Here is a 20242-nt window from a genome sequence, read left to right as displayed (position 1 = left end):
ACAGCTTCTGTAGGAGCAGGAGGAGTAACAACATCTGATCTTGCTTCACTACTTACAGTTTTTGGGCTAGAAGTTGCTACAGAAGACGAAGCTGTCGGCGTTGTTACCGCAGGTGCCGACGTACCTCCGCTTGCAGCAATATTATCATTTGGTAGTCCGCCTTTCCCTACCTCTAAATCACTTGCTCCTCCACCTTGACCAGCTTTTAAATCACCAACTCCTCCTCTACTTGCTATCTGATCGCCCCCCTTAGTTGCAGCACCCGCAGTAGCAAGTACTGCCATAGCTGCCTTAAATATTACTTGCGGTTTTATAGCAACATTATTAAGAGCTACTCCTTCCGTCATATCTGCAGCAAATTCAGCTAGCTGACTACTAAAATTATACATCAAATACAATGTAAAACATGCCATAACTAACGCAAGCAAAATATTTTTAATTTTCTCAAAAAGCACTTTTGGAGACATGAAAAACATTCCGGGCCCTAAAACTACTCCTGATAAAAACTGGAATTTAGCAAGAAATTTATCGGTAGGGGTATTACCCGGTTTACTATCGACAATTTCACTTACACTATCTTTTGTAAAGTTAAATACCGTGGTAATAGGGTTATTTAACATATAACCTAAACTATTTTGACAGCTTTCTACGGCATCTTTATCAGGATATTGTGACGTATCATCCCAATCATTATTAATGTAAAATATTAAAACATCCCTCTTAGAAGTAATGCCACCTTGAATTTTGTCTTCTATACTATTGTGAATTAACTTGCTCTTATATTGACATTTACCGTAGAAACCATAATCATATACCGAAAACATCGTGATCATAAAAGTAACGACCACCATAGGTTGTAGCAAGAACGAGATCATTAGTTTAACCCAGCTCTCAAAATAATTTCTTGTATATGCGAATAAAAACATAGGTACAAAAAGAGGAGCCAAAATACCGAGTATTACTATAGATATCATACACATAATCGTTGCATTAACCATAAAGGCAGCAACCGAAATCACAAGTAACGGATAAGAAAGAGCGAGTGACACCAACATCATATTACCGGAGATTATCGCCGGAATTAGCAAATAAATATATGGTGGAGCACTAAAACTAAAGAAATCAAAATTTAAAAAATCATGACTGCGATAAGCATTTTCGACAAGTAACGTAGATAATATATCAAGCCCTAAATAATGAGCTACCCTACAATCTAATGCATCCCATAATGCAATATAAGAAACGGTACCGTCATAAGAAAGATTGTTAAATTTACATAAACCGGACGGAGCAGCATTCATAACCCAACTTGCTAAACCGTTTATACCGTCAAGTAAGAAAGGAAACGCCCACTGAATCATGCCGTCTAACCGGTCATACGGAGAACCATTACCAGGGGTTATATTAATTCCTATTGAAAAATAAGTTACGAATATCATTTTCAATATAAAATTTATATACTCACTTTTTGGCGGCACTTCACCTGCAAGTAATAGTTTAAAGCCAAAAAACATAACATATAAAGTTAGAAAAGCCGTAACTATTTTATACATTCCTACTTGAAACTGAAAGAATGCACTATCTTGCCTTGAAACCAAATTAACCACTTGGCTTACATTATCAAAACTACAAACATCTTTACTAATTAGTAATCTAGCAATCATTTGCCTCATACATTCTATAAGAGGAGAAGTCATGACTACTGCAGTTTTTGAAGCATTATAAGCTTTTTGATAACATCCATCACCCGCTGCACTACAGGAAACTAAAGCTAAAGGATCGGTAGGAGTTTTATTTGGATCCTCAATAAAATCCTTATCTGCTACATCCATAAAGCTATTATACATGGATTTTGGAAACGGCTCTTTCATATATTTACAGCCGACGGGAATGTCTCCTGTAAATCCTTTTGTCGATACGCATATTCTATCTTTATCTTGAATAACTTTCCAATATATTACAGGAAAGCCTAAATCAAATGCAAACCCGTCATCACCGGGCTTACCACTATATGGAACATGATATTCCTTTTTTTTATTTGCCCACGCTGTCTTTATATCATCCCAAGGGTCGCTCCCTGTTAAGACGGCTTTAGCAATAGCAAGTGCCGATTCTGCAACAGATTTTGCCCGAGATACAATTAATTTAGCATTATTACATAAAGCAAAGCGTAATTCTGGATTTTTAGGATCAATTCTGTTTTCACGAGTACATTGACCTCCGGGAAAATTCCCAAAGTTACTATCGTTAAATAAATCACTGTCGTTTATTTTAAGCTTTAAAAACGTATTCATGTATAAAACGGGAGAGACAAGATTCATTACCGCAAAAGTAAAGAACGGAGCAACAATACATGTATGAGAAAATTCAGTACGCAGCAAATCGCCTACGCCTTGGGTTTCGCAAGTTAAGCCACTCAAAACATCTACAATGCTATCAAGAGTATCTTTAGCATGAGTTTTAGTAACTATCCCTAAATTTAGGGCAAAGCTTAATACTAATGTTATAAGTATACTACGAGGAAATAATGTCATAACTAGTTACTTGCCTCGCATTGTAAAAATGTCATCCCGTGGCTTGTCCACGGGATCTCAGAATACAGTCTGTGAGACAAGATCCCGCGGTCAAGCTGTGGGATGACAGACAGGCATTTATAATGTTTTAACTGCGGCATAAAATATAGGTAACCATTTATCCGGATCATTGCCGTGTTTCTCTCTAATTTGATCGAGCAATATTACAGTCTCAACTCTACCGGATAAAACACTGATGATGTTATCCATACCATCTAAGCTAACTTTTGCCACTACGGCATCTATTCCTTGTTTTATTAAAAAATAACGTGTAGTAGGGTCGGTAGTTTTAATTAAAATATATTCTCGCTGACTTAACATAAATGCACTACGATAAATATCCGTAGCTTTCAAATTAGGTAAAAAAATCTGCGTAGCTGTTTGTTGAATCAACGTATCACTAATTCTACTTTTTGCAGCATCTTCAACACTCTGCGTAGCAAATATAACAAAAGTATTTAATTTTCTCAACACTTTTAACCAATCTTTGATCTTAGGTGCAAATACCGGATTATCGATTAAAGCCCATGCTTCATCAAGTACTATCATAGTTTTCTGCCCATCTAAAGAGATATTAATACGATGGAAAATATATAGTAATACCGGTGCAAGGCTTACAGGATCTTTAAGTAATTCAGTCATATCAAAACCGAATACTCTTGCTTTTTGTAAATCAATATCATCTATTTCATTGTCAAATATCTTAGCGTGTGAACCTTTACCAACCCACATTGCAATCCTACTTGCCAAACTATTTGGTGTATCAATACCAAGAAATGCTATAACATTACTAAGCCTTCTATCTTGTTTTGCTAATCTAAAATTACCGCTTACCGCTTGAGATAAGATTTTATTATCTTGTGCAGTTAAACTTTCACCGTTAGAAGTTACAAGCACACGAAGCCACTCTAAAATAAACGTTCTATTCTCACTAGTATCTTCAAGCTGTAAAGGGTTAAAGTTGCATTTTAAACCCGGATCAATTACTGTATAAACTCCGTTTAAAGCACGTATAAATATTTCTGCTCCTCGATCTTTATCAAACAAGAACATACGAGGTTTGAATTTTTGTGCTTCAGCACATAAGAAATTCATAAGCACTGTTTTACCGGCACCGGTTGGACCGATAATGAGAGTATGTCCAACATCCCTTACATGGAAATTAAAATAAAACGGTGTACCTGAAGTAGTATCAAGTACTGTGACATATTCTCCCCAATGGTTATCTCTAATTTTACCGAGCGGATAATTATGTTGTGAGGCAAAGCTAGCCATATTAAGAGTATTTATAGTGGATTTACGCACTATATAATCCATATTTCCCGGCAACTGTCCCCAATAGCTAGGTTCCATGTTAACTTTTTCTCTAACCGGCTGAATTCCTGAATTAGAAAGCTCAACTGCTGCCATTGACAATATATCTTCCAAAGCTTTAATATTATTTGCGGAACATAACAGCGATAAATGATGCTCACCGAAAGCGATATCACCGCTAGTGGCCATATCAAGGGCCGTATTAATTTCAGCAATTTGTGAAGTAGCTTTATCACCGGATTGTATCATTCTATTTTGCTGTAATTGCATTTTACCGATCGCTACTGTTCTATTAACAAAGACAAAGCTTTGCGTCATAACAAATTCAAAAGGCATTTGCAGGAATCCGTCAAAAATTCCTGCCGAAGTATTAGGACCGTATTCAAGTATACTGATCATTCCAGCATATTTCTTGCCAAGCGGACTTCTTGCTTCAATAGTACGAGAATCAAAAAATAAGCGATGAGTCGGTAAATATTCGTCAATAGTACCACGCGGTAATGCTATAGGACCCGGTGAATCGCCGCAATTGATTAAAGATGAAAGGAATTCTAAAATTTCACAATAACTACCTGACTGCGTTTGACGAACTCCAAGTAATCTTGCTCCGTAACTTCTGAATGTATTAATCACTCTAGTTGACATTTCTTGAAGATTTTCTTTCATCTCTTTCATGTCGTTTTCCCAAGCGGTTTTATTAGATTTCTGTCTAAGCTTCTTTAGAAAATACTCAACTATAGCAACACCACCAGTATCAGGCTTATATAAAATACTAACATATAATTCATTAAAAAACGACCTAGCCCCAGCATGTTTCTTACGCCATTCTGCACCTAAATAAGTAATAAAATCATTAGGGACTTTTACGGTAGGATCATAAGTAAATTCCGTATCGTCAAATATTACTGCTTTACGTCTTCTAATAGTATGGAAATACATAACGATATTTCCCGAAGCCATATTTTTAAGTAAGGCATTTCTGATATTCTTTTTAATGTCTAGATCTTCATCATCAGCAGTTTCAAAAGAAAATCCATTTATTTTAATAACTTGTAATAAAGAATTATCTTTTGTTAAAATAGTATTACTATCCCAATGACATTTATAAGGAATAAAATGCGAAGTGGGTCTTTCTTGTTTAGACCTTAATTCTTTAGCGGCTCTAGTTCTAAATAATTTCATTACCTCACCTGATTTAACTATTTTGATTTATTTTGTCAGTTATACCTCTTTTTATGTCATTCCCGCGTAGGCAGGAATCCAGATTTTTTGTTGTCATCCCGTGGCTACGACCACGGGATCTTGTATCACAGACTATGTCCTCAGATACCACGATCAAGGCGCGGTATGACATTAAATGTTACTGGATTCCCGCCTACGCGGGAATGACATAAAACTCAAATATTATACGAATTTGCTCCGTAGTAAAATTTATTAGGACATTGGCTAGTTCTTGACATTTTATTTAAATATAGCTCTATGAATCTCGGTTCTTTAAAACATATAATATAAGCTACCAAATGCAAAGCAGCTGCAATGAATAAAATCATAATGCCGTTATTCCAAATAAATACTATCATCGTCATTATCATATTTAATGCAGCAAACTTAATACTTACTCCAAATATCATCGGCGGTCTAGTTAACCCTACAAATAAAAGATCGGATGCTAATGCTCCTGCCATAAAAAACCTCTATTAATTTATATTAATATCAAACATAGTTGACAATATTGAATTCGGTGCTTCACTATTCACACAATGTACGTAACCATTATTATTTTCAAGGGCATTAACTGCTATCTTAATTAATGCTTCTTCGATGAAATTATTACTATCATCTAACATTGATTTCAACACGTTAATATCTCGTATTTTTATATTATACGGAAATATCTCGGATACCTGTAATATCTCATATGGCAATATTAAATGTTCTGCACTTAATGCAGAAGCAATTGTTGCTAACGTTAAGTTAACATTTAATAAATGCGTTTTCTCCTGATCGTCGCTCGCAAATGGTGCTATCACGGGTATAATATTATTATCTGCAAAATTTAATAAAATTTCTGGATTAATCATAATAGGCTCGCTTAAAAAGCCAATATTTATAACATCATGATTTACAATTTTTCGGTAAGATAGTTTTGATTTTTTTGCTTGCAGTAAATTAGCATCCTTACCTGAAATACCAACTGCATAACAACCTATACTACTTAACTTTGTTACTATAAGCTTGTTAACGTAACTGGATAAAATTTCCATAATAATAGGATTATTTAGAGAACTATAGTCGCTTATTTTACTAATTTTTTGACTAAAATTTTCATCTATTTGTGATATTAAAGACGAACTTCGTAAATCAATATGATCATGTACTATATATATTTTAGCACCGCACATCTCAAGCAATCTAACAGATTCAATAAAAGCCGTAAATAATTTATCGTCAATAATAATAGTAGCAGGTAATTTTAGAACTATTGCTTGATTCTTCAACTCACTACTACACTTTATTATATTCTTAATTATAGCAATGTTATTTAATGAAGAAATACTATCTACCTCTTTATTTTTGAGGTTTGATGCATTTTGCCAAACTAGCTTTAAGTTCTCTTGCACCTTCTTTACTCCTATTGCTTACATACATAACATTACATGAGTAGTTTAAAGTTGCAAGAAAATTCTGTGCTTCATCGTAAAGGTTTTGATGATCCGTAACTTTATCGGATTTTGTGAAAATAATTTGAAATTCTCTTTTATTTGCAAGTAATAGATCAGCTACTTTCTTATCATTTTCTTTTATACCCCTTCTTGAATCAATCAATAAGTTAACTAACCTTAAATTATAACTATTTCGTAAATAATAACTAATTAACACTCCCCACTGCTCTTTGACTGATATAGGAACAGTAGCAAAACCATAACCGGGAAGGTCAACTATAATAAGTTTATCTGCAAGGTTAAAGAAATTGATTTGCCTAGTACGCCCTGGAGTATTAGAAACTTTAGCAAGATTTTTATTATTACATATCGTGTTTATTAGGCTTGATTTGCCGACATTTGACTTACCGACAAAAGCAATTTCCGGTAATGAAAAATTGGGGATTTGATTTATATTCATAGCACCGGCTACAAATTTAGCTTGATGACGAAAAAGTTTACTGCCATCAGTTGATTTTGTAGGCACTATTTTCTGAGTAGTCATAATTTGCTTTCGTATTGGATGTAAGGCATTGCCTGTGAAGTCGTCATTGCGAGAAGGCATTATTGCGTGGTTCGGTAAAATTCGCTGTGTTACCCCGTGGCTTGACCACGGGGGTCCATAAAAACAATAAAAAATACTAATAACTTTAGTATTTTTAACTGGATCCCGTGGTCAAGCCACGGGGTAACACAGCGAATTTTACCGAACCACGCAATAATGCCTTCTCGCAATGACAGGAAAACCAAACCATGCAACAACACTGAGTTAGGAATGGCATCAGCAGACTTCAACAACGCTATAAGTGAGCTAGCATGACATTAAAAAATATGGTAGCGGGGGCTGGATTTGAACCAACGACCTTCAGGTTATGAGCCTGACGAGCTACCAAGCTGCTCCACCCCGCAATAATTGAGAATTGACGATTTATCTGTGTTATATTTTGTTGTTAGTGTCATTCTTGCGTAAATACCGAGTAGCCGTAGACTGCACGGCAACCCAGAAAAAATAATAAAAAAATTCTATAAATCAAAATTGTTTACTGGATTGCTTAGTCAATTGCTATGCAATTCCCTCGCAATGACGATTTGTTATCCACAAACAAAGCCTAGCTAGCTTCTTTCTTACTACCGAAAGAAAGACCTGAGAATCTTTTATTGAAATCACTAACACTTTTGTTCGATTGATTTACTACATTTCCGGAATCTTTATTCCATGCCGGATGCTTTCTAAAATCAACATCCATTAAAATTTCACCTGTAGGATGAGTAGACATTGTTTCAAAAACATCGCTTCCTACTTTAATCAAAAACTTTTTATATTCTGGATGTATACCGCTTTTCATAATGATTTTGCTGTTTTAGTCTGAATTATTTTTTTCTTAATAGCTCTAGCGTTACTTGATAAAACATTATCATCGGTTTTTAGAATATATGCATCAAAACCCCCGGCTTTTTCCACTGAACTAATACATCTAGCATTAACCGATAATCTATATTCCCCGGCTGTTATATCACTTGTAAACTTAACCGATCTTAGGTTAGGTTCAAAACGTCTTCTAGTTTTACGCTGAGAATGTGATACATTGTTGCCGTATAAAACACCCACACCTGTGAGTTCGCACTTACGAGACATAAATACCTTAAAACTTATAAAATATACTTCAAGTAAATGAAGAGTCATATACGAAGATCAACTTCAAAAAGAGCTAAGAGTTCACACGCCGAGGAGCGGAGCGTATACTTAATACGTGAGCACCGCAGATCTTGTAGAACGACGTAGCCAATTTTGAAGTTCATCCAGTATATACAACAGATAAAGAATATAAAGCAATACTCCCCTAGTGTCAAGAGATAATTATTTTGTAGTTAAGTATTAGCTAATGCTTGATTTTTATTAAATAACAGAGTTTTATATAAAAATATAAATTAATTAAACTATTATAAATCCATGCTTATTAATGGGAAGCCAGTTCAAGGTAATATCACCGGACTAATTAAAAAATTAGGCGAGTTGCCTTCAAGTTTTCCTGAATATATTAGACTCCAAAACCATTAAGTACAAAGGAGCAAATTGATCATAATCAAGCAGCTTTTTGTATAATGAAGGATTAAAATTATATAGCAAAGATAATCATCTTGTTGCTCTTAAACAACTACAACAAACTGAACAAATTGCTATAGGTCAAACTGACAGTACTTTTCTTTCCTACTTTCTTATATTAATACTATGATAGGACGTAGCTATCAACAACTGGGACTGTTTGATAATGCTATTCAACAATTTCAAGATAGCATAGAGAATTCTTTTGAAGCAAAGCAATATTATAATGTCGAAAATTCATACAAAGAATTAGTCACTGCACATCAACCACAAGGAACATTAGCCAAGCTAAAGAATTAATGGCAAGATTAGCTTTAGGAGCTGCTTATAAAACTCAAAACCGTAAAGAAAATTCAATAGCACAGTATGCATATGCTTACTCATTACAGCAAGGTATAGTTGATTATGAAGCTGTTCGTGTGGAACAGCATAAAGTTGGTTTTTCTGATAAAGAAAAGATAGGCAGATAATATTCAACAATGCGTTGCTGTAATTTTACATGATCTATTAACTAAAAAAACTGCATTAGCCCATGTTGACAGGTTTACTGATGCTGGTTCTTTAACACATGATGTAATAAGCAACTTTCCTCCTAATACTAAATTAGAAGCTTATTTAGTAGGAGGGCGTGATAGATCTGCAGTATCAATTGCAGTATCAGATGGTAATATTCGTAAAGTAACACAAGAATTAACTAACCACTTTAACGTAAATATAAAATCTGCAGATATAGAAGCCAAGGGAGCCCCATTAGGAATTATATTTGATCCAATAACAGGTAACTGTTCCGGATAGAGAGGATAAAACAACCGCTGCTAGACAAGTACATTTAAGTATATGAAGTAATACTCCTGTACTTTATAAAGCTTTTGATTTCACTAAAAATAAAAATATACCTAATCGCTCTTTAAATGAAATCCAACAAAAACATATTATTCAGCAATATTTATTAGGATCTCATCAAAATCCTCATTCTATGGACACATAGCAATCTAATCAAATATCAAGACCACTTACTAAAGTAGCAGAGGAAATTCAAAAAACTAAAATTAGTAAAAAATGTAGTAACTAAAAAGATTAGTAATCGAGTTCACGAATTGAATCTAAAGGATCAAGAACAAACAAAAATTGTAAATAATTTAATAGCTAAAACTGATTATTTATTATCTAACAAATCCGTTGGAAAGTGTACGTTCAGCAATTAATAAAACATTAGCACTTACTCATTCTACCTACCAACAAGATAGTAATATTAAATTCTGGATACAAAAAAGTGTACAAAAAATAAAAGATTTTGTTCATAAATATTTTTAGTAGTAATAAAACAAAAAATGAACCAAAATTAAACTTAACAAGTGATAAGATATTAAAAAAATATAAGTACTAAGACAAAAAGAGCTGCACCTAGCTATACTCTTACCAATAAAAATATTGCTTTACACAAAAATAATCAACAAAGTAAATAAACTATGCAAATTGAAATTAACTCACAAGAATATAAAATTTTTGATATAAATGATGATTTAGTAATTTATACTAAAGATTTAAATGAAGAGATTGCCTGTAGTTTCTTTTCCGTAAAATTAAATAAAATAGCATTAGCTAGAAATATTAATTCACAACAGTTAGAGCAATTAATTACTGACTTTAATCAGAATGAATTGATACGAATAATTGGAGGTAATGATTCGCCTGAATCATCTAAATACTTGGAAGATATTCGTACTACTTTAAATGGTATTGATAATAATACTAATATGATTAATATAATAGGTTTAGATGCATGTAAAAATATACATCCCAATTCTTTTGAATTAGATGGCTATCACGGGAGAGTTAGAGCTTTAGATTAATTGTAGAATATTAAATTGATACTATTAGAAGAGAAAATAGCTGAGATGTGGGGCGTCACTAATAGCAATATTTATCTTTATGGTCCATTTAGTAAAGAAATAAAGATAGGTACGATGTATTTATACGTGAAATAGGCACAAGACAAGCCTAACATAGTACCGATAACGATTATACGGAATTTTGCAGGACTAAAAATTAAAATAACTATTCCAAGAATAATTACTATTTTTATTATATCATCTGTCGTATAAGAGCTAGAATTTATAGCATAAACATTTAGATTTATACCTAGCAATATTATTATACATAATAAGTTCTTAAACATTTTATACCTCTATAGGCCCAGTAGTTAATCCATTTATAAATTGTTTTAAATAAGGATTATCACTATTACGCATTTCATCTTTACTACCGTACCATTTAATTTTTCCTTGATAAATCATAGCTACTTCTTTAGCTATTTTTGCGGCACTAATCATATCATGAGTTATAGTAATCGTAGTTGCCTCTAACTCTTCTTGGATTTTTATAATTAATTCGTTGATAACATTTGCCATGATAGGATCAAGCCCTGTGGTCGGTTCATCAAGAAATAAAATCGACGGTGTACTACAAATAGCCCTAGCAAGGGCTACTCTTTTTTGCATTCCTCCCGATAATTCGGCAGGGTAAAGCTCGAGTATTCTAGGAGATAAACCAACGGCATTAAGCTTTGCACCGGCAAGGTCGTTTTTTTCTTTCTTAGATAATTTTTTAGTCTCGAAAGTAATATTATCACGTATATTTAAGGAGTCAAATAATGCTCCGCCTTGGAATAAAAAACCTATACCATCCATAATCTCAAATTTTTGTTTACTTGAGATATCTTGGATTTCTACATTATCAATAAAAATTTTACCTTTATCAGGTTTAATCAATCCTACTATATTTTTAATTAGAACTGATTTGCCGCTACCGGAACCACCTAAAATAACTAATGAACTGCCCTTTTTTACATCCAAATCTATTCCGTCTAACACCTTATGATTAGCAAATGATTTATATAATGACCGAATTTTAATTTTAAATTCTTCTACACTCATGCATACTCCAAATAAACAAAAAAACTGTATACTCGTTTAATTTGGAAAAGAGCTAGGCGTTTTATATTTTTTGACCGCAGCGTACATAAACGTACGTGAGGATCAAAAAATATAAAACAACAAAACCAATTTTTCAAATTAAACGAGTATACCTATACTTTAAAAAATAATTCGGTTATTAAATAATTACTGATTAAGATAAGGATAGAAGAATTCACTACTGCCGAGGTAGTTGCTCTTCCAACTCCCTTAGCCCCTTTACCTGAATAATAGCCGCTATAGCAACTTATTATAGAAATAATAAACCCAAAAAATCCTGCTTTAACAAGACCGGAAATTACGTCAATCGGTTCTAAATACTGAAAAGTACTGGTTAAATAAGCTGCACTATTAAAATCAAGTTTATATACCCCTACCAAATAACCGCCCATAACACCAATTATATCCCCGATTAAAACAAGACAAGGCATTGTAATAATAGCTGTTATTACTCTTGGAAAAACTAAATATTTAATAGGATCGGTAGATAAAGTATATAAAGCATCTACCTGCTCCGTTACTCTCATTGTGGCTATTTCGGCGGCGATTGATGCCCCAACTCTTCCCGCTACCATTAGTCCAGCTAAGACAGGTCCAAGCTCTCTAGTCAGCGACAATACTACTACCGTTGCAATAGAGCTTTCAGCTGAGAAACGGGAAAAACCGATATAGCTCTGTAATGCAAGTACCGCCCCTGAGAAAAAAGTCGTCATCGCAACAACCGGAAGCGAGTGAAACCCGATAAATAATAATTGTCTGATGATTAAACTCAAATATAAAGGCGGTCTTATGATACTGCTAACGGCAGCAAAGCTAAATAGAGAAAAACTACCTACACTTTGTGCACACTTTACAGTACGTTTACCGACCGAATTAGCTATATTGAATAACATTTGTATTTTTTCTATTTAATTTAAGTATGCTATGTCATTTCTGCGCAAGCAGGAATCCAGTAACCCCTAATGTCATCCCGCGACTTGATCGCGGGATCCAGTCTTTTTTAATTTTTTTCTGGATACCGTGGTCAAGCCATGGTATGACACAGATATCTACCCGATATACTTTCTTTTATATCTACTACCAAGGTTAGTTAATACCTCATACCCGATAGTACCTATAATACTCGCTATTTTATTGGGCGTGCAATAATTTCCGATAATTTCCGCTTCCTGCCCTAGAAAAATCTCGGATGGTGGTAGATCGGTAACATCGATATTTATTAAATCCATCGATACTCGCCCTACTATAGGAACGCTGCGACTGTTAATAAATACTTCGCCTTGATTGCTAAAATTACGACTAAACCCATCGGCATAACCAAGCGGTAACGTTGCAATGACACTATCACGCTTAGTTGTAAAAGTCATATTATAACCGATATGGCTATCTAGTGTCAAATTCTGTAAGTGAATTATAGGAGCTTTTAAGGTTACGGGATTCTTTGTTAAGGGATTAAGACCATATAAGGCTGCCCCTGGTCTTGCTAAATCAAAATGGTAATCCTGTCCTAAAAATATGCCGCCGGAATTAGCAAGGCTTGCTTTGACGTTTGGGAAATATTGTAAATAAGCTTTAAATCTGTTTAATTGTTCTAGATTATAAGGATTATCTATTTCCTCAGATATAGCTAGATGGCTTATAATATATTGTAAATCTAGCCCTTTTAACAAATCACGATCATTAATTAGCTGCTCTATCTCATCAGAGCTTAAACCAAGACGATTAATCCCCGTATTGAAATGTAAATAACAAGGCAATAATCGGTTTTTCAAATTACTAAATTTTTGCCAAATTTCTATTTGTTTTAAGTTATTTAGGACAGGTGTTAAATTATATTCTATCAGCTCTAAAGCATCATGTTCAAAAACGCCGTTAAGAACTAAAATATTAACATCTAATCCTAAAGCGTTGCGTAAATTCACTCCTTCTTCACTTGAGGCCACAAAAAAATGCCTACAATTTTCTTCTATTAAAGCTTTAGAAATTTGTACTGCTCCAAGACCGTAACCGTTAGCTTTAACGGCAGCACCGACTAATGAGGTTTTGCAAATATCTTGTAATAAAAGGTAATTATTTTTTATTGTAGATAGATTTATTTCTATAGTACACAAACTCATAGTATATTTACTAACTCTTTTACGATGATAGACAATACGGGTATTATATGACATTTTGTAGATAAGTCACTTGTTTCTAGTATCCGTGATAAAAATATTGTCAGACCTCTTGCATAACTTGCTTCTAAAGGTAATTTGTACGTCAATCCAGTACTCGCATCCTCACGTACTAAAGTGTACGCTGCGGTGTTGCATTCCGTGTTTCCTACAAATTCCTCTTTATTAGCTTTGTTCTCCAAGAGGTCTATTATCGAATAAAAATCTCGCTGCTTTTACGATTGTTTCTCCACTATCTATAATATCATCAATTAATATGCAATTTTTGCCCTCTACACTACTTGTTATTGATATCATCTCGCAATTATTATTTATATCCCTTTCTTTGTTTATATAAGCTGAATCTATATTGAGTAAATTACTAATTTTTTGAACTCGATTGATACTTCCTTTATCAGGTGTAACTATAACGAAATTGCTATAAGTGCTTAAAAAGCGGATATATAAATTTATAGGTTCAAGATTAGAAACAGGAATATTAAAAAATTGCTCTATTTTATCGGAGTGTAAATCAATAGTAATTACATGGTTTACTCCGAGCTTCTCTAAAAAATCTGCTATTAACTTAGCAGGAATTATATTTTGAGAATTTATATTATCTTGCCTTACATAACCAAAATAAGGCATTACTAAAATTATTCGATTTGTGCTCCCGCTTTTTTTGCTGCATCTAATAGCCAAAACAACTCAATTAAGCGATCATTAACGGGTTTTGATGTGGATTGTACTATGATTATATCTTCATTATGAAACGATTTTTGAATTTCTACTTTTATTTCGGAATCATTGAAATAGGTAATTTTCGGCTCAATATATTTAATATATAATGCTATAGCTAAACGCGTTGCAAGTCACTTATTACTAATGCCTGCTAAGATTTTCATGTGAGTGATTTATGTTGTTTAACGCTATTAGCGAGCGGGCTTTGTTGCGTGGATATCTAATCGTCATTGCGAGCAGTCGTAGACTGCGTGACAATCTCATGCAATAATAACAAACTTCTGAGATTGCTTCGTCAATTGCTACGCAATTCCCTCGCAATGACGACGAGGTGTCTACGCAACAATACCTCCTCACAATGACGATTTAAGATGACAGTGAAATAAGCTTAAGAACGACTTTCTAATTTTTGTATTAGTGCCTTAAAGCCTTGATTTTTTAAAGTATCGGTAAACTCGTCTTGTTGAGCTCCAATAAGACTTACACCTTCCGTAATTATATCAGAAACTTTAAAAACGTCTTTTCCGTTTCCTTTCATTTCACGTACAAGATATTCTACTTTAATAGGGTCTTGCTCTTTATTACTAATGATATTCATAGCAACCATAAAATCGGTTGAGCTTAAAGGACGAACTCCTACTATTTTAGGCTGTTTACCTTTATAATCTTTTATTAAATCAGTATAAGATTTAGTAACATATTTAGAGTAAACTTTGATGAATTCCTGAACCTGCCCACCTGATAAAGTTTTTATCCCATTTCTGCCTAATGTATATTTAGCCATCCAATCAAAATCTAGGTTTTGAGACATTAACTCACGTGCTTTAGCAATTTTTACTCGCTCAGATAACGTACTATCGTTTAATATACTAGAAGCTTCATTTACTAAATTAGTAACGTAACTGTTCAAACCGGCAGGCACTTTTTCATTAGAATAAGCGGAAAACGTCATAACTAATAAAAATAAACCTGTAATAATTTTTTGCATATAATCCTCTTTAATTTCATTAATTCTTGGGTTTAGGACATTTAAAATTTTCAGGATATTGAACCGATGCTTCACGAACACGATGTAATGCTGATCTAATAGCCACATAAGGATCGGTAGAATTCTTCATCACATAATCACTAAACGGTAATACAACATATCGATCGTTTATTTTACTAACTGCTAGTACTCCTAAGTCAAAATCATTATGAGTGTAGTACATTAATGGATTAAGAGCATAATTAGTAATTACCGAATCCGTCATATCTCTTGCGTTAGTACTACCGATTATCGGCAATACTAAATAAGGACCTGGGGCAACTCCATAATGTGCGAGGGTACTACCGAAAGTTTGACGATCAGACGGCAAACCTACTTTACGTGCCACGTCAAATAAACCGCCTATGCCAAGCGTCGTGTTAATGAGAAACCGCCAAACGCTTTTCATAGTTTTATCGTAATTTAACTGAAGCCCGTAATTTACCGCCGTAAGCGGTGTATCGACATTACTGACAAAACTATTAACGCGTGCTTTTACGTAATCATTCGTGATGTTCTTATAACCTATCGCTAAAGGACGCAATATTATATAATCTAACACAGAATTAAATACAAACACTTTACGGTTAAATTTTTCATATGGATCATAAACTTCCACGCAACCGTTTTCATTGCTTCCACCATTATAGTTATATATTTCATTATCAACATATTCAAGATCAGCTCTTATCGATAATGAACATAAAATAATGGATAATATAATTAATATTCTCATTGATTTATGCTGTTTTCTTACAAAGAATAATACTATATTTATTGTTTTCCGCTAGTATTATTTCTTCCGAAGTTAATATAGTAAAATTATTTTTTTGTAAAAAATTATTTATTTCATTCAAGTTAAAAATAAATTCTTTGCGTTTTACTGAAAATTGTGTCTTCGTCGCATTCGGTAAACAAAGGGCAAAATACCCTGGTTTATTAAGAGATGAGTATATTAAATTAAAATATTCTATTAAATTGTTAGTAAACGATAATCCGCAAAAACTAAAAATAATATCAAATTTATTAGAGTTTTGTTTTAAAAATTCATCGATAGCAATATTATATATATGATCGTAAATTTTAGTGTTCGGGTAATATGTTTCTTGTAACTTATTCATTAAAGCAGAAACTTCTACACCGGTTAAAGTAAAACGTTCCGGAAAACGTTTTTGTATTTCATAACCTACAAGCCCTATATTACTTCCAAGTTCCAAAATAGAGTAATGATCCGGTAAATCAGATATCTGCTTAAGTGCTTCATTAACAAACCTATACGGAAGATGGATATTTTTATCGTTATTAAAAATAGTAGGATAATATTGTGCAGTTAAATCACGATATTTTCCACAAATTTCTTGAGGTATTTCAGTAATATCCTTATAATTTTTCAAAAAATTTATAAATATAGGTTTATATTTTTCATTAGATTTTTCTAAATATTCTATAGCTTGCCTGTAATTATTTTTTAAAAAATAAACCCATCCGAGTTGAGAATATACTTTAGAATCATTAGGATTAAAAAATTTATCGACTAGTTTAAACCTAAGTAATGCATCATTTAAATTACCTCTATATAAATGATCGAGTCCAAGTTGATAATTAGTTTCGGTTAAATGAGAGAATTTATATTTACAATCACTTATATAATTTTTAAATTCTAAAATTTTATTCTTAATAAAATTCGGTACATTTATTATAGTTAAGCAATAATGTTTGATTTTGTCTTTTATTTTACCGAGCATAGTTTAATTACTAAATTAATATTACTTACTATAATAAAGCATATCTTGATAAATTTTTAAATAAAATAATAATTTTACTTGTGAATTAATGGTATTGAAGCTAGGATGTACATGTTATATGTACATCAGTAGGTAGCTCATGAACTCAATTAGCGGCACTTCATTTAGAAAAAACTTAAGCTCTGTACTAAATACCGTAGAAAACGATCATGTCCCTTATCTTATTAAAAGAAAGAATCATAAGAATATTATTCTTTTAACCGAAGAAGAATATGAATCTACAAAAGAAACATTATATTTATTATCTAATCTGGCTAATGCGAATCGAATAAAAAAATCTATCGAACAAGCAAAAAGAGGAGAGTTTGCTAAAGTTAATTTAGATGATTGAGATTGAGTGGACACTAGAAGCAGCGGAAGATTTAGCGTATTGGAAAAAATACGATATTAAAAAATATGAACGTATTAAACTTCTAATAAAAAATATCCAAGAAGCACCGGTTACAGGTATAGGTAAGCCCGAACCTTTAAAACATATATTATCAGGTTTATGGTCACGTAGAATTAACCACGAACATAGACTAATATATTCTGTCAATACTAAACAAATTATAATATATAATTGTAGATTTCATTATAAGAATTAATATTTATTTCTTGAAATTACTGATTTTACTATAGCTTTCATTTAATACGGACTCAAATTATGTCAATTATTTCTACGAGGCTAAGTTCTATAAAACCGTCGCCGACCCTTGCAGTCGTAAAAAAAACTCTTGAACTTAAAAAAGCAGGAGTTGATATTATCACACTCGGTGCCGGTGAGCCTGATTTTGATACGCCTGACAATATTAAGGAAGCGGCGATTAAAGCGATTAAAGACGGCTTTACTAAATATACTAACATTGAGGGTATGCCTCTTTTAAAGCAAGCAATACAAGACAAATTCAAACGTGAAAATAATATAGATTACGAACTTGATGAAATAATAGTAAGCACCGGCGGTAAGCAAGTTATATATAATTTGTTTATGGCATCTTTAGACCAAGGGGATGAGGTAATTATTCCAGCACCCTATTGGGTTTCATATCCTGATATGGTTGCACTTAGCACAGGAACACCTGTTTTTGTAAATTGCGGCATTGAAAATAACTTTAAATTAAGTGCAGAAGCTTTAGAACGTTCAATTACGGATAAAACTAAGTGGCTTATTCTTAACTCACCTAGTAATCCAACAGGTGCAAGCTATAATTTTGAAGAACTAGAAAATATTGCTAAAGTTTTAAGAAAATATTCACATGTAAACGTAATGTCCGATGATATTTACGAGCATATTACTTTTGATGATTTTAAATTTTACACATTAGCCCAAATAGCACCTGATTTAAAAAAGAGAATATTTACCGTAAACGGAGTATCTAAAGCTTATTCTATGACGGGTTGGCGTATAGGCTACGGTGCAGGCTCTAAAGCTTTGATTAAAGCAATGACTATTATTCAGTCGCAAAGTACTTCAAACCCTTGTTCAATAAGTCAAATGGCTGCTATTGAAGCATTAAACGGTCCTCAAGATTATATAAAGCCTAATGCTTTAAATTGTCAAAAAAAGCGCGATCTTGCTTTATCAATTTTGAAAAGAGTAAAATATTTTGAATGCTATAAGCCGGAAGGGGCGTTTTACTTATTTGTTAAATGCGATAAAATATTTGGGCATAAAACTAAATCAGGAACAATTATTGCAAATAGTAATGATTTTGCCGAATATTTACTTGAAGAAGCAAAAGTTGCCGTAGTACCTGGTATCGCTTTCGGCTTAGAGGGATATTTTAGAATCTCTTATGCTACTTCTATGGAAGAGCTAGAAAAAGCTTGTATTAGAATTGAGAGAACAATCGATGTCATTCCTGTTTAAGGCTTTACATGGATACCAAATCGTCATTGCGAGCAGCCATAGGCTGCGTGACAATCTCGTCAAATATCCTGAGATTGCTTCGTCACTTACTTCGTAATTTCCTCACAATGACGGAAAAGTTAAAAAGCCACCTAAACCAACAAAAAAATAATGCGGAAAGTTTTTAAAAAATTTTTAAAAAATAATAAATATGTACTTAGTATAATTACTCTTTTACTATATTGGTATTTGCGTTTTGTTTACTTTACTTCAAAGCAGAAATTTATATTTTACGATAACGGCAATAAGGAAAAATTCCTAAACGAACAAGGGGTAATCTTTGCATTTTGGCATAATATGCTCGCCTTAAGTCCATCTATGTTTATAGGACATAGAAATATCTATGCTTTAATATCACCGCATTTAGACGGAAAAATTTTAAACGATCTAGTAGGAAAATTCGGTTGCAGAGTGATAGTAGGTTCTACTAATAAAAATCCAATTGGAGCTTTACGTAAAATTATAGGTAAGTTATCTCAAGGTGCAAATATAATAGTCACACCGGACGGTCCTAAAGGACCGGTATATAAAGTAAATAGCGGTATTACCGAAATTGCCTATAGATATAACACAAAACTTATTACTATAGTCAGCTCCACTTCTAGATGTTTCAGATTAAAAAGTTGGGATAAATTAATAATACCCCTACCGTTTGGTACCATTAAAATTATAGTTGGCTCGCCTTTAGAACTCACAAATGATAAAATACAAAACCATATAAGCCTTGAAAAACAATTAGCAAGCTTAACAGAAAGTTTAAAGAAATGATGTTATTATATTATGCTTTAAGCTTTATATTATTACCTGTTTATTTTATCATAATTCTTATACGTTTATTAATAGGTAAAGAAGATATAAGACGCATCCAAGAGCGTTTTGCTATTGGCAAACACAGACAAGACGATTCATTAGACTTCGTGCAAACGTCCGCTAATAAAGAGGAATTTAAAGGAAACA

General features: G+C 32.9%; 21 protein-coding genes, 1 tRNA gene and 5 pseudogenes. 9 read left to right on the top strand and 18 right to left on the bottom strand.

Annotated elements, in window-relative coordinates; all coding sequences use genetic code 11:
• From TENJIKU01_RS04680 to rpmB, 8 genes are all read right to left on the bottom strand, one after another.
• Positions 1-2534 (bottom strand): type IV secretion system protein (locus tag TENJIKU01_RS04680; protein ID WP_064429384.1); only part of this gene is annotated, 2534 nt, incomplete at its 3' end.
• 117 nt (positions 2535-2651) lie between these two features.
• Positions 2652-5069 carry a VirB4 family type IV secretion/conjugal transfer ATPase gene (locus tag TENJIKU01_RS04675; RefSeq protein WP_064429383.1) on the bottom strand — a complete coding sequence of 806 codons (2418 nt, stop codon included), beginning with the start codon at positions 5067-5069 and terminating at the stop codon, positions 2652-2654.
• A gap of 215 nt (positions 5070-5284) precedes the next feature.
• Positions 5285-5572 (bottom strand): type IV secretion system protein VirB3, encoded by a 288-nt coding sequence (locus tag TENJIKU01_RS04670; RefSeq protein WP_010976817.1) that lies wholly within the window; start codon positions 5570-5572, stop codon positions 5285-5287.
• A gap of 12 nt (positions 5573-5584) precedes the next feature.
• Positions 5585-6508, bottom strand: coding sequence for an acetylglutamate kinase (locus TENJIKU01_RS04665; RefSeq protein ID WP_064429382.1), 924 nt, complete (start codon positions 6506-6508; stop codon positions 5585-5587).
• Positions 6456-7094: a ribosome biogenesis GTP-binding protein YihA/YsxC gene (gene yihA, locus TENJIKU01_RS04660; RefSeq protein ID WP_064429381.1), complete on the bottom strand. Its 639-nt coding sequence runs from the start codon at positions 7092-7094 to the stop codon at positions 6456-6458. Before yihA ends, TENJIKU01_RS04665 begins: the two co-directional genes overlap by 53 nt.
• A 327-nt stretch (positions 7095-7421) precedes the next feature.
• Positions 7422-7498 (bottom strand) — tRNA-Met (locus tag TENJIKU01_RS04655).
• Positions 7499-7698: 200 nt separating this feature from the next.
• Positions 7699-7935 carry a 50S ribosomal protein L31 gene (gene rpmE, locus TENJIKU01_RS04650; RefSeq protein ID WP_004996719.1) on the bottom strand — a complete coding sequence of 79 codons (237 nt, stop codon included), beginning with the start codon at positions 7933-7935 and terminating at the stop codon, positions 7699-7701.
• Positions 7932-8225 carry a 50S ribosomal protein L28 gene (rpmB, locus tag TENJIKU01_RS04645; RefSeq protein WP_064429380.1) on the bottom strand — a complete coding sequence of 98 codons (294 nt, stop codon included), beginning with the start codon at positions 8223-8225 and terminating at the stop codon, positions 7932-7934. The genes rpmE and rpmB overlap by 4 nt, the downstream gene beginning before the upstream one ends.
• 594 nt (positions 8226-8819) lie before the next feature.
• On the opposite strand from rpmB, the gene TENJIKU01_RS08940 reads away from it, so the two are divergent.
• The 4 genes and pseudogenes from TENJIKU01_RS08940 to TENJIKU01_RS08935 all read left to right on the top strand — a co-directional run bounded on the left by TENJIKU01_RS08940 (position 8820) and on the right by TENJIKU01_RS08935 (position 10546).
• A complete protein-coding gene (locus tag TENJIKU01_RS08940; protein WP_016769858.1) occupies positions 8820-8993 on the top strand; it encodes a hypothetical protein in 174 nt (57 codons plus the stop codon).
• A pseudogene (locus TENJIKU01_RS04635) lies at positions 8993-9488 on the top strand (hypothetical protein). Before TENJIKU01_RS08940 ends, TENJIKU01_RS04635 begins: the two are co-directional and overlap by 1 nt.
• A 205-nt stretch (positions 9489-9693) precedes the next feature.
• Positions 9694-10080, top strand: a pseudogene (locus TENJIKU01_RS10705) (hypothetical protein).
• Positions 10081-10354: 274 nt separating this feature from the next.
• Entirely contained in the window at positions 10355-10546 is a 192-nt protein-coding gene (locus tag TENJIKU01_RS08935; protein ID WP_371440162.1) for a hypothetical protein, read from the top strand.
• 77 nt (positions 10547-10623) lie between these two features.
• On the opposite strand, the gene TENJIKU01_RS04625 is transcribed toward TENJIKU01_RS08935, so the two are convergent.
• The 10 genes and pseudogenes from TENJIKU01_RS04625 to TENJIKU01_RS04590 all read right to left on the bottom strand — a co-directional run bounded on the left by TENJIKU01_RS04625 (position 10624) and on the right by TENJIKU01_RS04590 (position 17334).
• On the bottom strand, positions 10624-10872 hold the full coding sequence (locus TENJIKU01_RS04625) for a DUF5510 family protein (protein ID WP_064429379.1): 249 nt from the start codon (positions 10870-10872) through the stop codon (positions 10624-10626).
• 1 nt (position 10873) lies between these two features.
• Positions 10874-11629, bottom strand: coding sequence for an ABC transporter ATP-binding protein (locus TENJIKU01_RS04620; protein WP_012736620.1), 756 nt, complete (start codon positions 11627-11629; stop codon positions 10874-10876).
• A gap of 152 nt (positions 11630-11781) precedes the next feature.
• Positions 11782-12561 carry an MlaE family ABC transporter permease gene (locus tag TENJIKU01_RS04615; RefSeq protein WP_064429378.1) on the bottom strand — a complete coding sequence of 260 codons (780 nt, stop codon included), beginning with the start codon at positions 12559-12561 and terminating at the stop codon, positions 11782-11784.
• A gap of 156 nt (positions 12562-12717) precedes the next feature.
• A complete protein-coding gene (locus tag TENJIKU01_RS04610) occupies positions 12718-13785 on the bottom strand; it encodes an alanine racemase (protein WP_064429377.1) in 1068 nt (355 codons plus the stop codon).
• 66 nt (positions 13786-13851) lie between these two features.
• Positions 13852-14024, bottom strand: a pseudogene (locus tag TENJIKU01_RS09745) (palindromic element RPE1 domain-containing protein).
• Complete coding sequence (gene prs, locus TENJIKU01_RS08550) at positions 14008-14469, bottom strand: ribose-phosphate diphosphokinase (RefSeq protein WP_082894519.1); 462 nt, start codon at positions 14467-14469, stop codon at positions 14008-14010. Before prs ends, TENJIKU01_RS09745 begins: the two are co-directional and overlap by 17 nt.
• Positions 14470-14477: 8 nt before the next feature.
• Positions 14478-14681, bottom strand: a pseudogene (locus tag TENJIKU01_RS10230) (ribose-phosphate pyrophosphokinase-like domain-containing protein); the annotation flags it as partial.
• 269 nt (positions 14682-14950) lie between these two features.
• Positions 14951-15550, bottom strand: coding sequence for a phospholipid-binding protein MlaC (locus tag TENJIKU01_RS04600; protein WP_064429376.1), 600 nt, complete (start codon positions 15548-15550; stop codon positions 14951-14953).
• A 19-nt stretch (positions 15551-15569) separates the two neighbouring features.
• Positions 15570-16325 carry a VacJ family lipoprotein gene (locus TENJIKU01_RS04595; protein WP_064429375.1) on the bottom strand — a complete coding sequence of 252 codons (756 nt, stop codon included), beginning with the start codon at positions 16323-16325 and terminating at the stop codon, positions 15570-15572.
• A 4-nt stretch (positions 16326-16329) separates the two neighbouring features.
• A complete protein-coding gene (locus tag TENJIKU01_RS04590; RefSeq protein WP_064429374.1) occupies positions 16330-17334 on the bottom strand; it encodes a methyltransferase domain-containing protein in 1005 nt (334 codons plus the stop codon).
• A 139-nt stretch (positions 17335-17473) separates the two neighbouring features.
• Between TENJIKU01_RS04590 and TENJIKU01_RS04585 the strand changes: the two genes are divergently transcribed.
• The 5 genes and pseudogenes from TENJIKU01_RS04585 to TENJIKU01_RS04565 all read left to right on the top strand — a co-directional run.
• Complete coding sequence (locus TENJIKU01_RS04585; RefSeq protein WP_014013838.1) at positions 17474-17725, top strand: type II toxin-antitoxin system Phd/YefM family antitoxin; 252 nt, start codon at positions 17474-17476, stop codon at positions 17723-17725.
• Entirely contained in the window at positions 17718-17981 is a 264-nt protein-coding gene (locus TENJIKU01_RS04580; protein WP_064429373.1) for a Txe/YoeB family addiction module toxin, read from the top strand. Before TENJIKU01_RS04585 ends, TENJIKU01_RS04580 begins: the two co-directional genes overlap by 8 nt.
• A gap of 59 nt (positions 17982-18040) precedes the next feature.
• Positions 18041-19246, top strand: coding sequence for a pyridoxal phosphate-dependent aminotransferase (locus TENJIKU01_RS04575; protein ID WP_064429372.1), 1206 nt, complete (start codon positions 18041-18043; stop codon positions 19244-19246).
• 150 nt (positions 19247-19396) lie between these two features.
• Positions 19397-20053 (top strand): lysophospholipid acyltransferase family protein, encoded by a 657-nt coding sequence (locus tag TENJIKU01_RS04570; RefSeq protein ID WP_064429371.1) that lies wholly within the window; start codon positions 19397-19399, stop codon positions 20051-20053.
• A pseudogene (locus TENJIKU01_RS04565) lies at positions 20050-20242 on the top strand (3-deoxy-D-manno-octulosonic acid transferase); the annotation flags it as partial. The gene TENJIKU01_RS04570 and the pseudogene TENJIKU01_RS04565, both read left to right, overlap by 4 nt.

The sequence above is a fragment of the Rickettsia sp. Tenjiku01 genome, assembly GCF_001653015.1.
GTDB classification, from domain to species: domain Bacteria; phylum Pseudomonadota; class Alphaproteobacteria; order Rickettsiales; family Rickettsiaceae; genus Rickettsia; species Rickettsia rickettsii.
Note: the sequence above shows the minus strand (reverse complement) of the source record. Positions and strands in the feature narration are given on the sequence as shown.

Bases quoted from the DNA above. Each gene is read 5' to 3' on its own strand.
- TENJIKU01_RS04675 (WP_064429383.1), bottom strand. From the start codon at position 5,069: ATGAAATTATTTAGAACTAGAGCCGCTAAAGAATTAAGGTCTAAACAA.
- TENJIKU01_RS04670 (WP_010976817.1), bottom strand. From the start codon at position 5,572: ATGGCAGGAGCATTAGCATCCGATCTTTTATTTGTAGGGTTAACTAGA.
- yihA (WP_064429381.1), bottom strand. From the start codon at position 7,094: ATGACTACTCAGAAAATAGTGCCTACAAAATCAACTGATGGCAGTAAA.
- rpmE (WP_004996719.1), bottom strand. From the start codon at position 7,935: ATGAAAAGCGGTATACATCCAGAATATAAAAAGTTTTTGATTAAAGTA.
- rpmB (WP_064429380.1), bottom strand. From the start codon at position 8,225: ATGTCTCGTAAGTGCGAACTCACAGGTGTGGGTGTTTTATACGGCAAC.
- TENJIKU01_RS08940 (WP_016769858.1), top strand. From the start codon at position 8,820: ATGATAGGACGTAGCTATCAACAACTGGGACTGTTTGATAATGCTATT.
- TENJIKU01_RS04625 (WP_064429379.1), bottom strand. From the start codon at position 10,872: ATGTTTAAGAACTTATTATGTATAATAATATTGCTAGGTATAAATCTA.
- TENJIKU01_RS04620 (WP_012736620.1), bottom strand. From the start codon at position 11,629: ATGAGTGTAGAAGAATTTAAAATTAAAATTCGGTCATTATATAAATCA.
- TENJIKU01_RS04615 (WP_064429378.1), bottom strand. From the start codon at position 12,561: ATGTTATTCAATATAGCTAATTCGGTCGGTAAACGTACTGTAAAGTGT.
- TENJIKU01_RS04610 (WP_064429377.1), bottom strand. From the start codon at position 13,785: ATGAGTTTGTGTACTATAGAAATAAATCTATCTACAATAAAAAATAAT.
- prs (WP_082894519.1), bottom strand. From the start codon at position 14,469: ATGCCTTATTTTGGTTATGTAAGGCAAGATAATATAAATTCTCAAAAT.
- TENJIKU01_RS04600 (WP_064429376.1), bottom strand. From the start codon at position 15,550: ATGCAAAAAATTATTACAGGTTTATTTTTATTAGTTATGACGTTTTCC.
- TENJIKU01_RS04595 (WP_064429375.1), bottom strand. From the start codon at position 16,325: ATGAGAATATTAATTATATTATCCATTATTTTATGTTCATTATCGATA.
- TENJIKU01_RS04590 (WP_064429374.1), bottom strand. From the start codon at position 17,334: ATGCTCGGTAAAATAAAAGACAAAATCAAACATTATTGCTTAACTATA.
- TENJIKU01_RS04585 (WP_014013838.1), top strand. From the start codon at position 17,474: ATGAACTCAATTAGCGGCACTTCATTTAGAAAAAACTTAAGCTCTGTA.
- TENJIKU01_RS04580 (WP_064429373.1), top strand. From the start codon at position 17,718: ATGATTGAGATTGAGTGGACACTAGAAGCAGCGGAAGATTTAGCGTAT.
- TENJIKU01_RS04575 (WP_064429372.1), top strand. From the start codon at position 18,041: ATGTCAATTATTTCTACGAGGCTAAGTTCTATAAAACCGTCGCCGACC.
- TENJIKU01_RS04570 (WP_064429371.1), top strand. From the start codon at position 19,397: ATGCGGAAAGTTTTTAAAAAATTTTTAAAAAATAATAAATATGTACTT.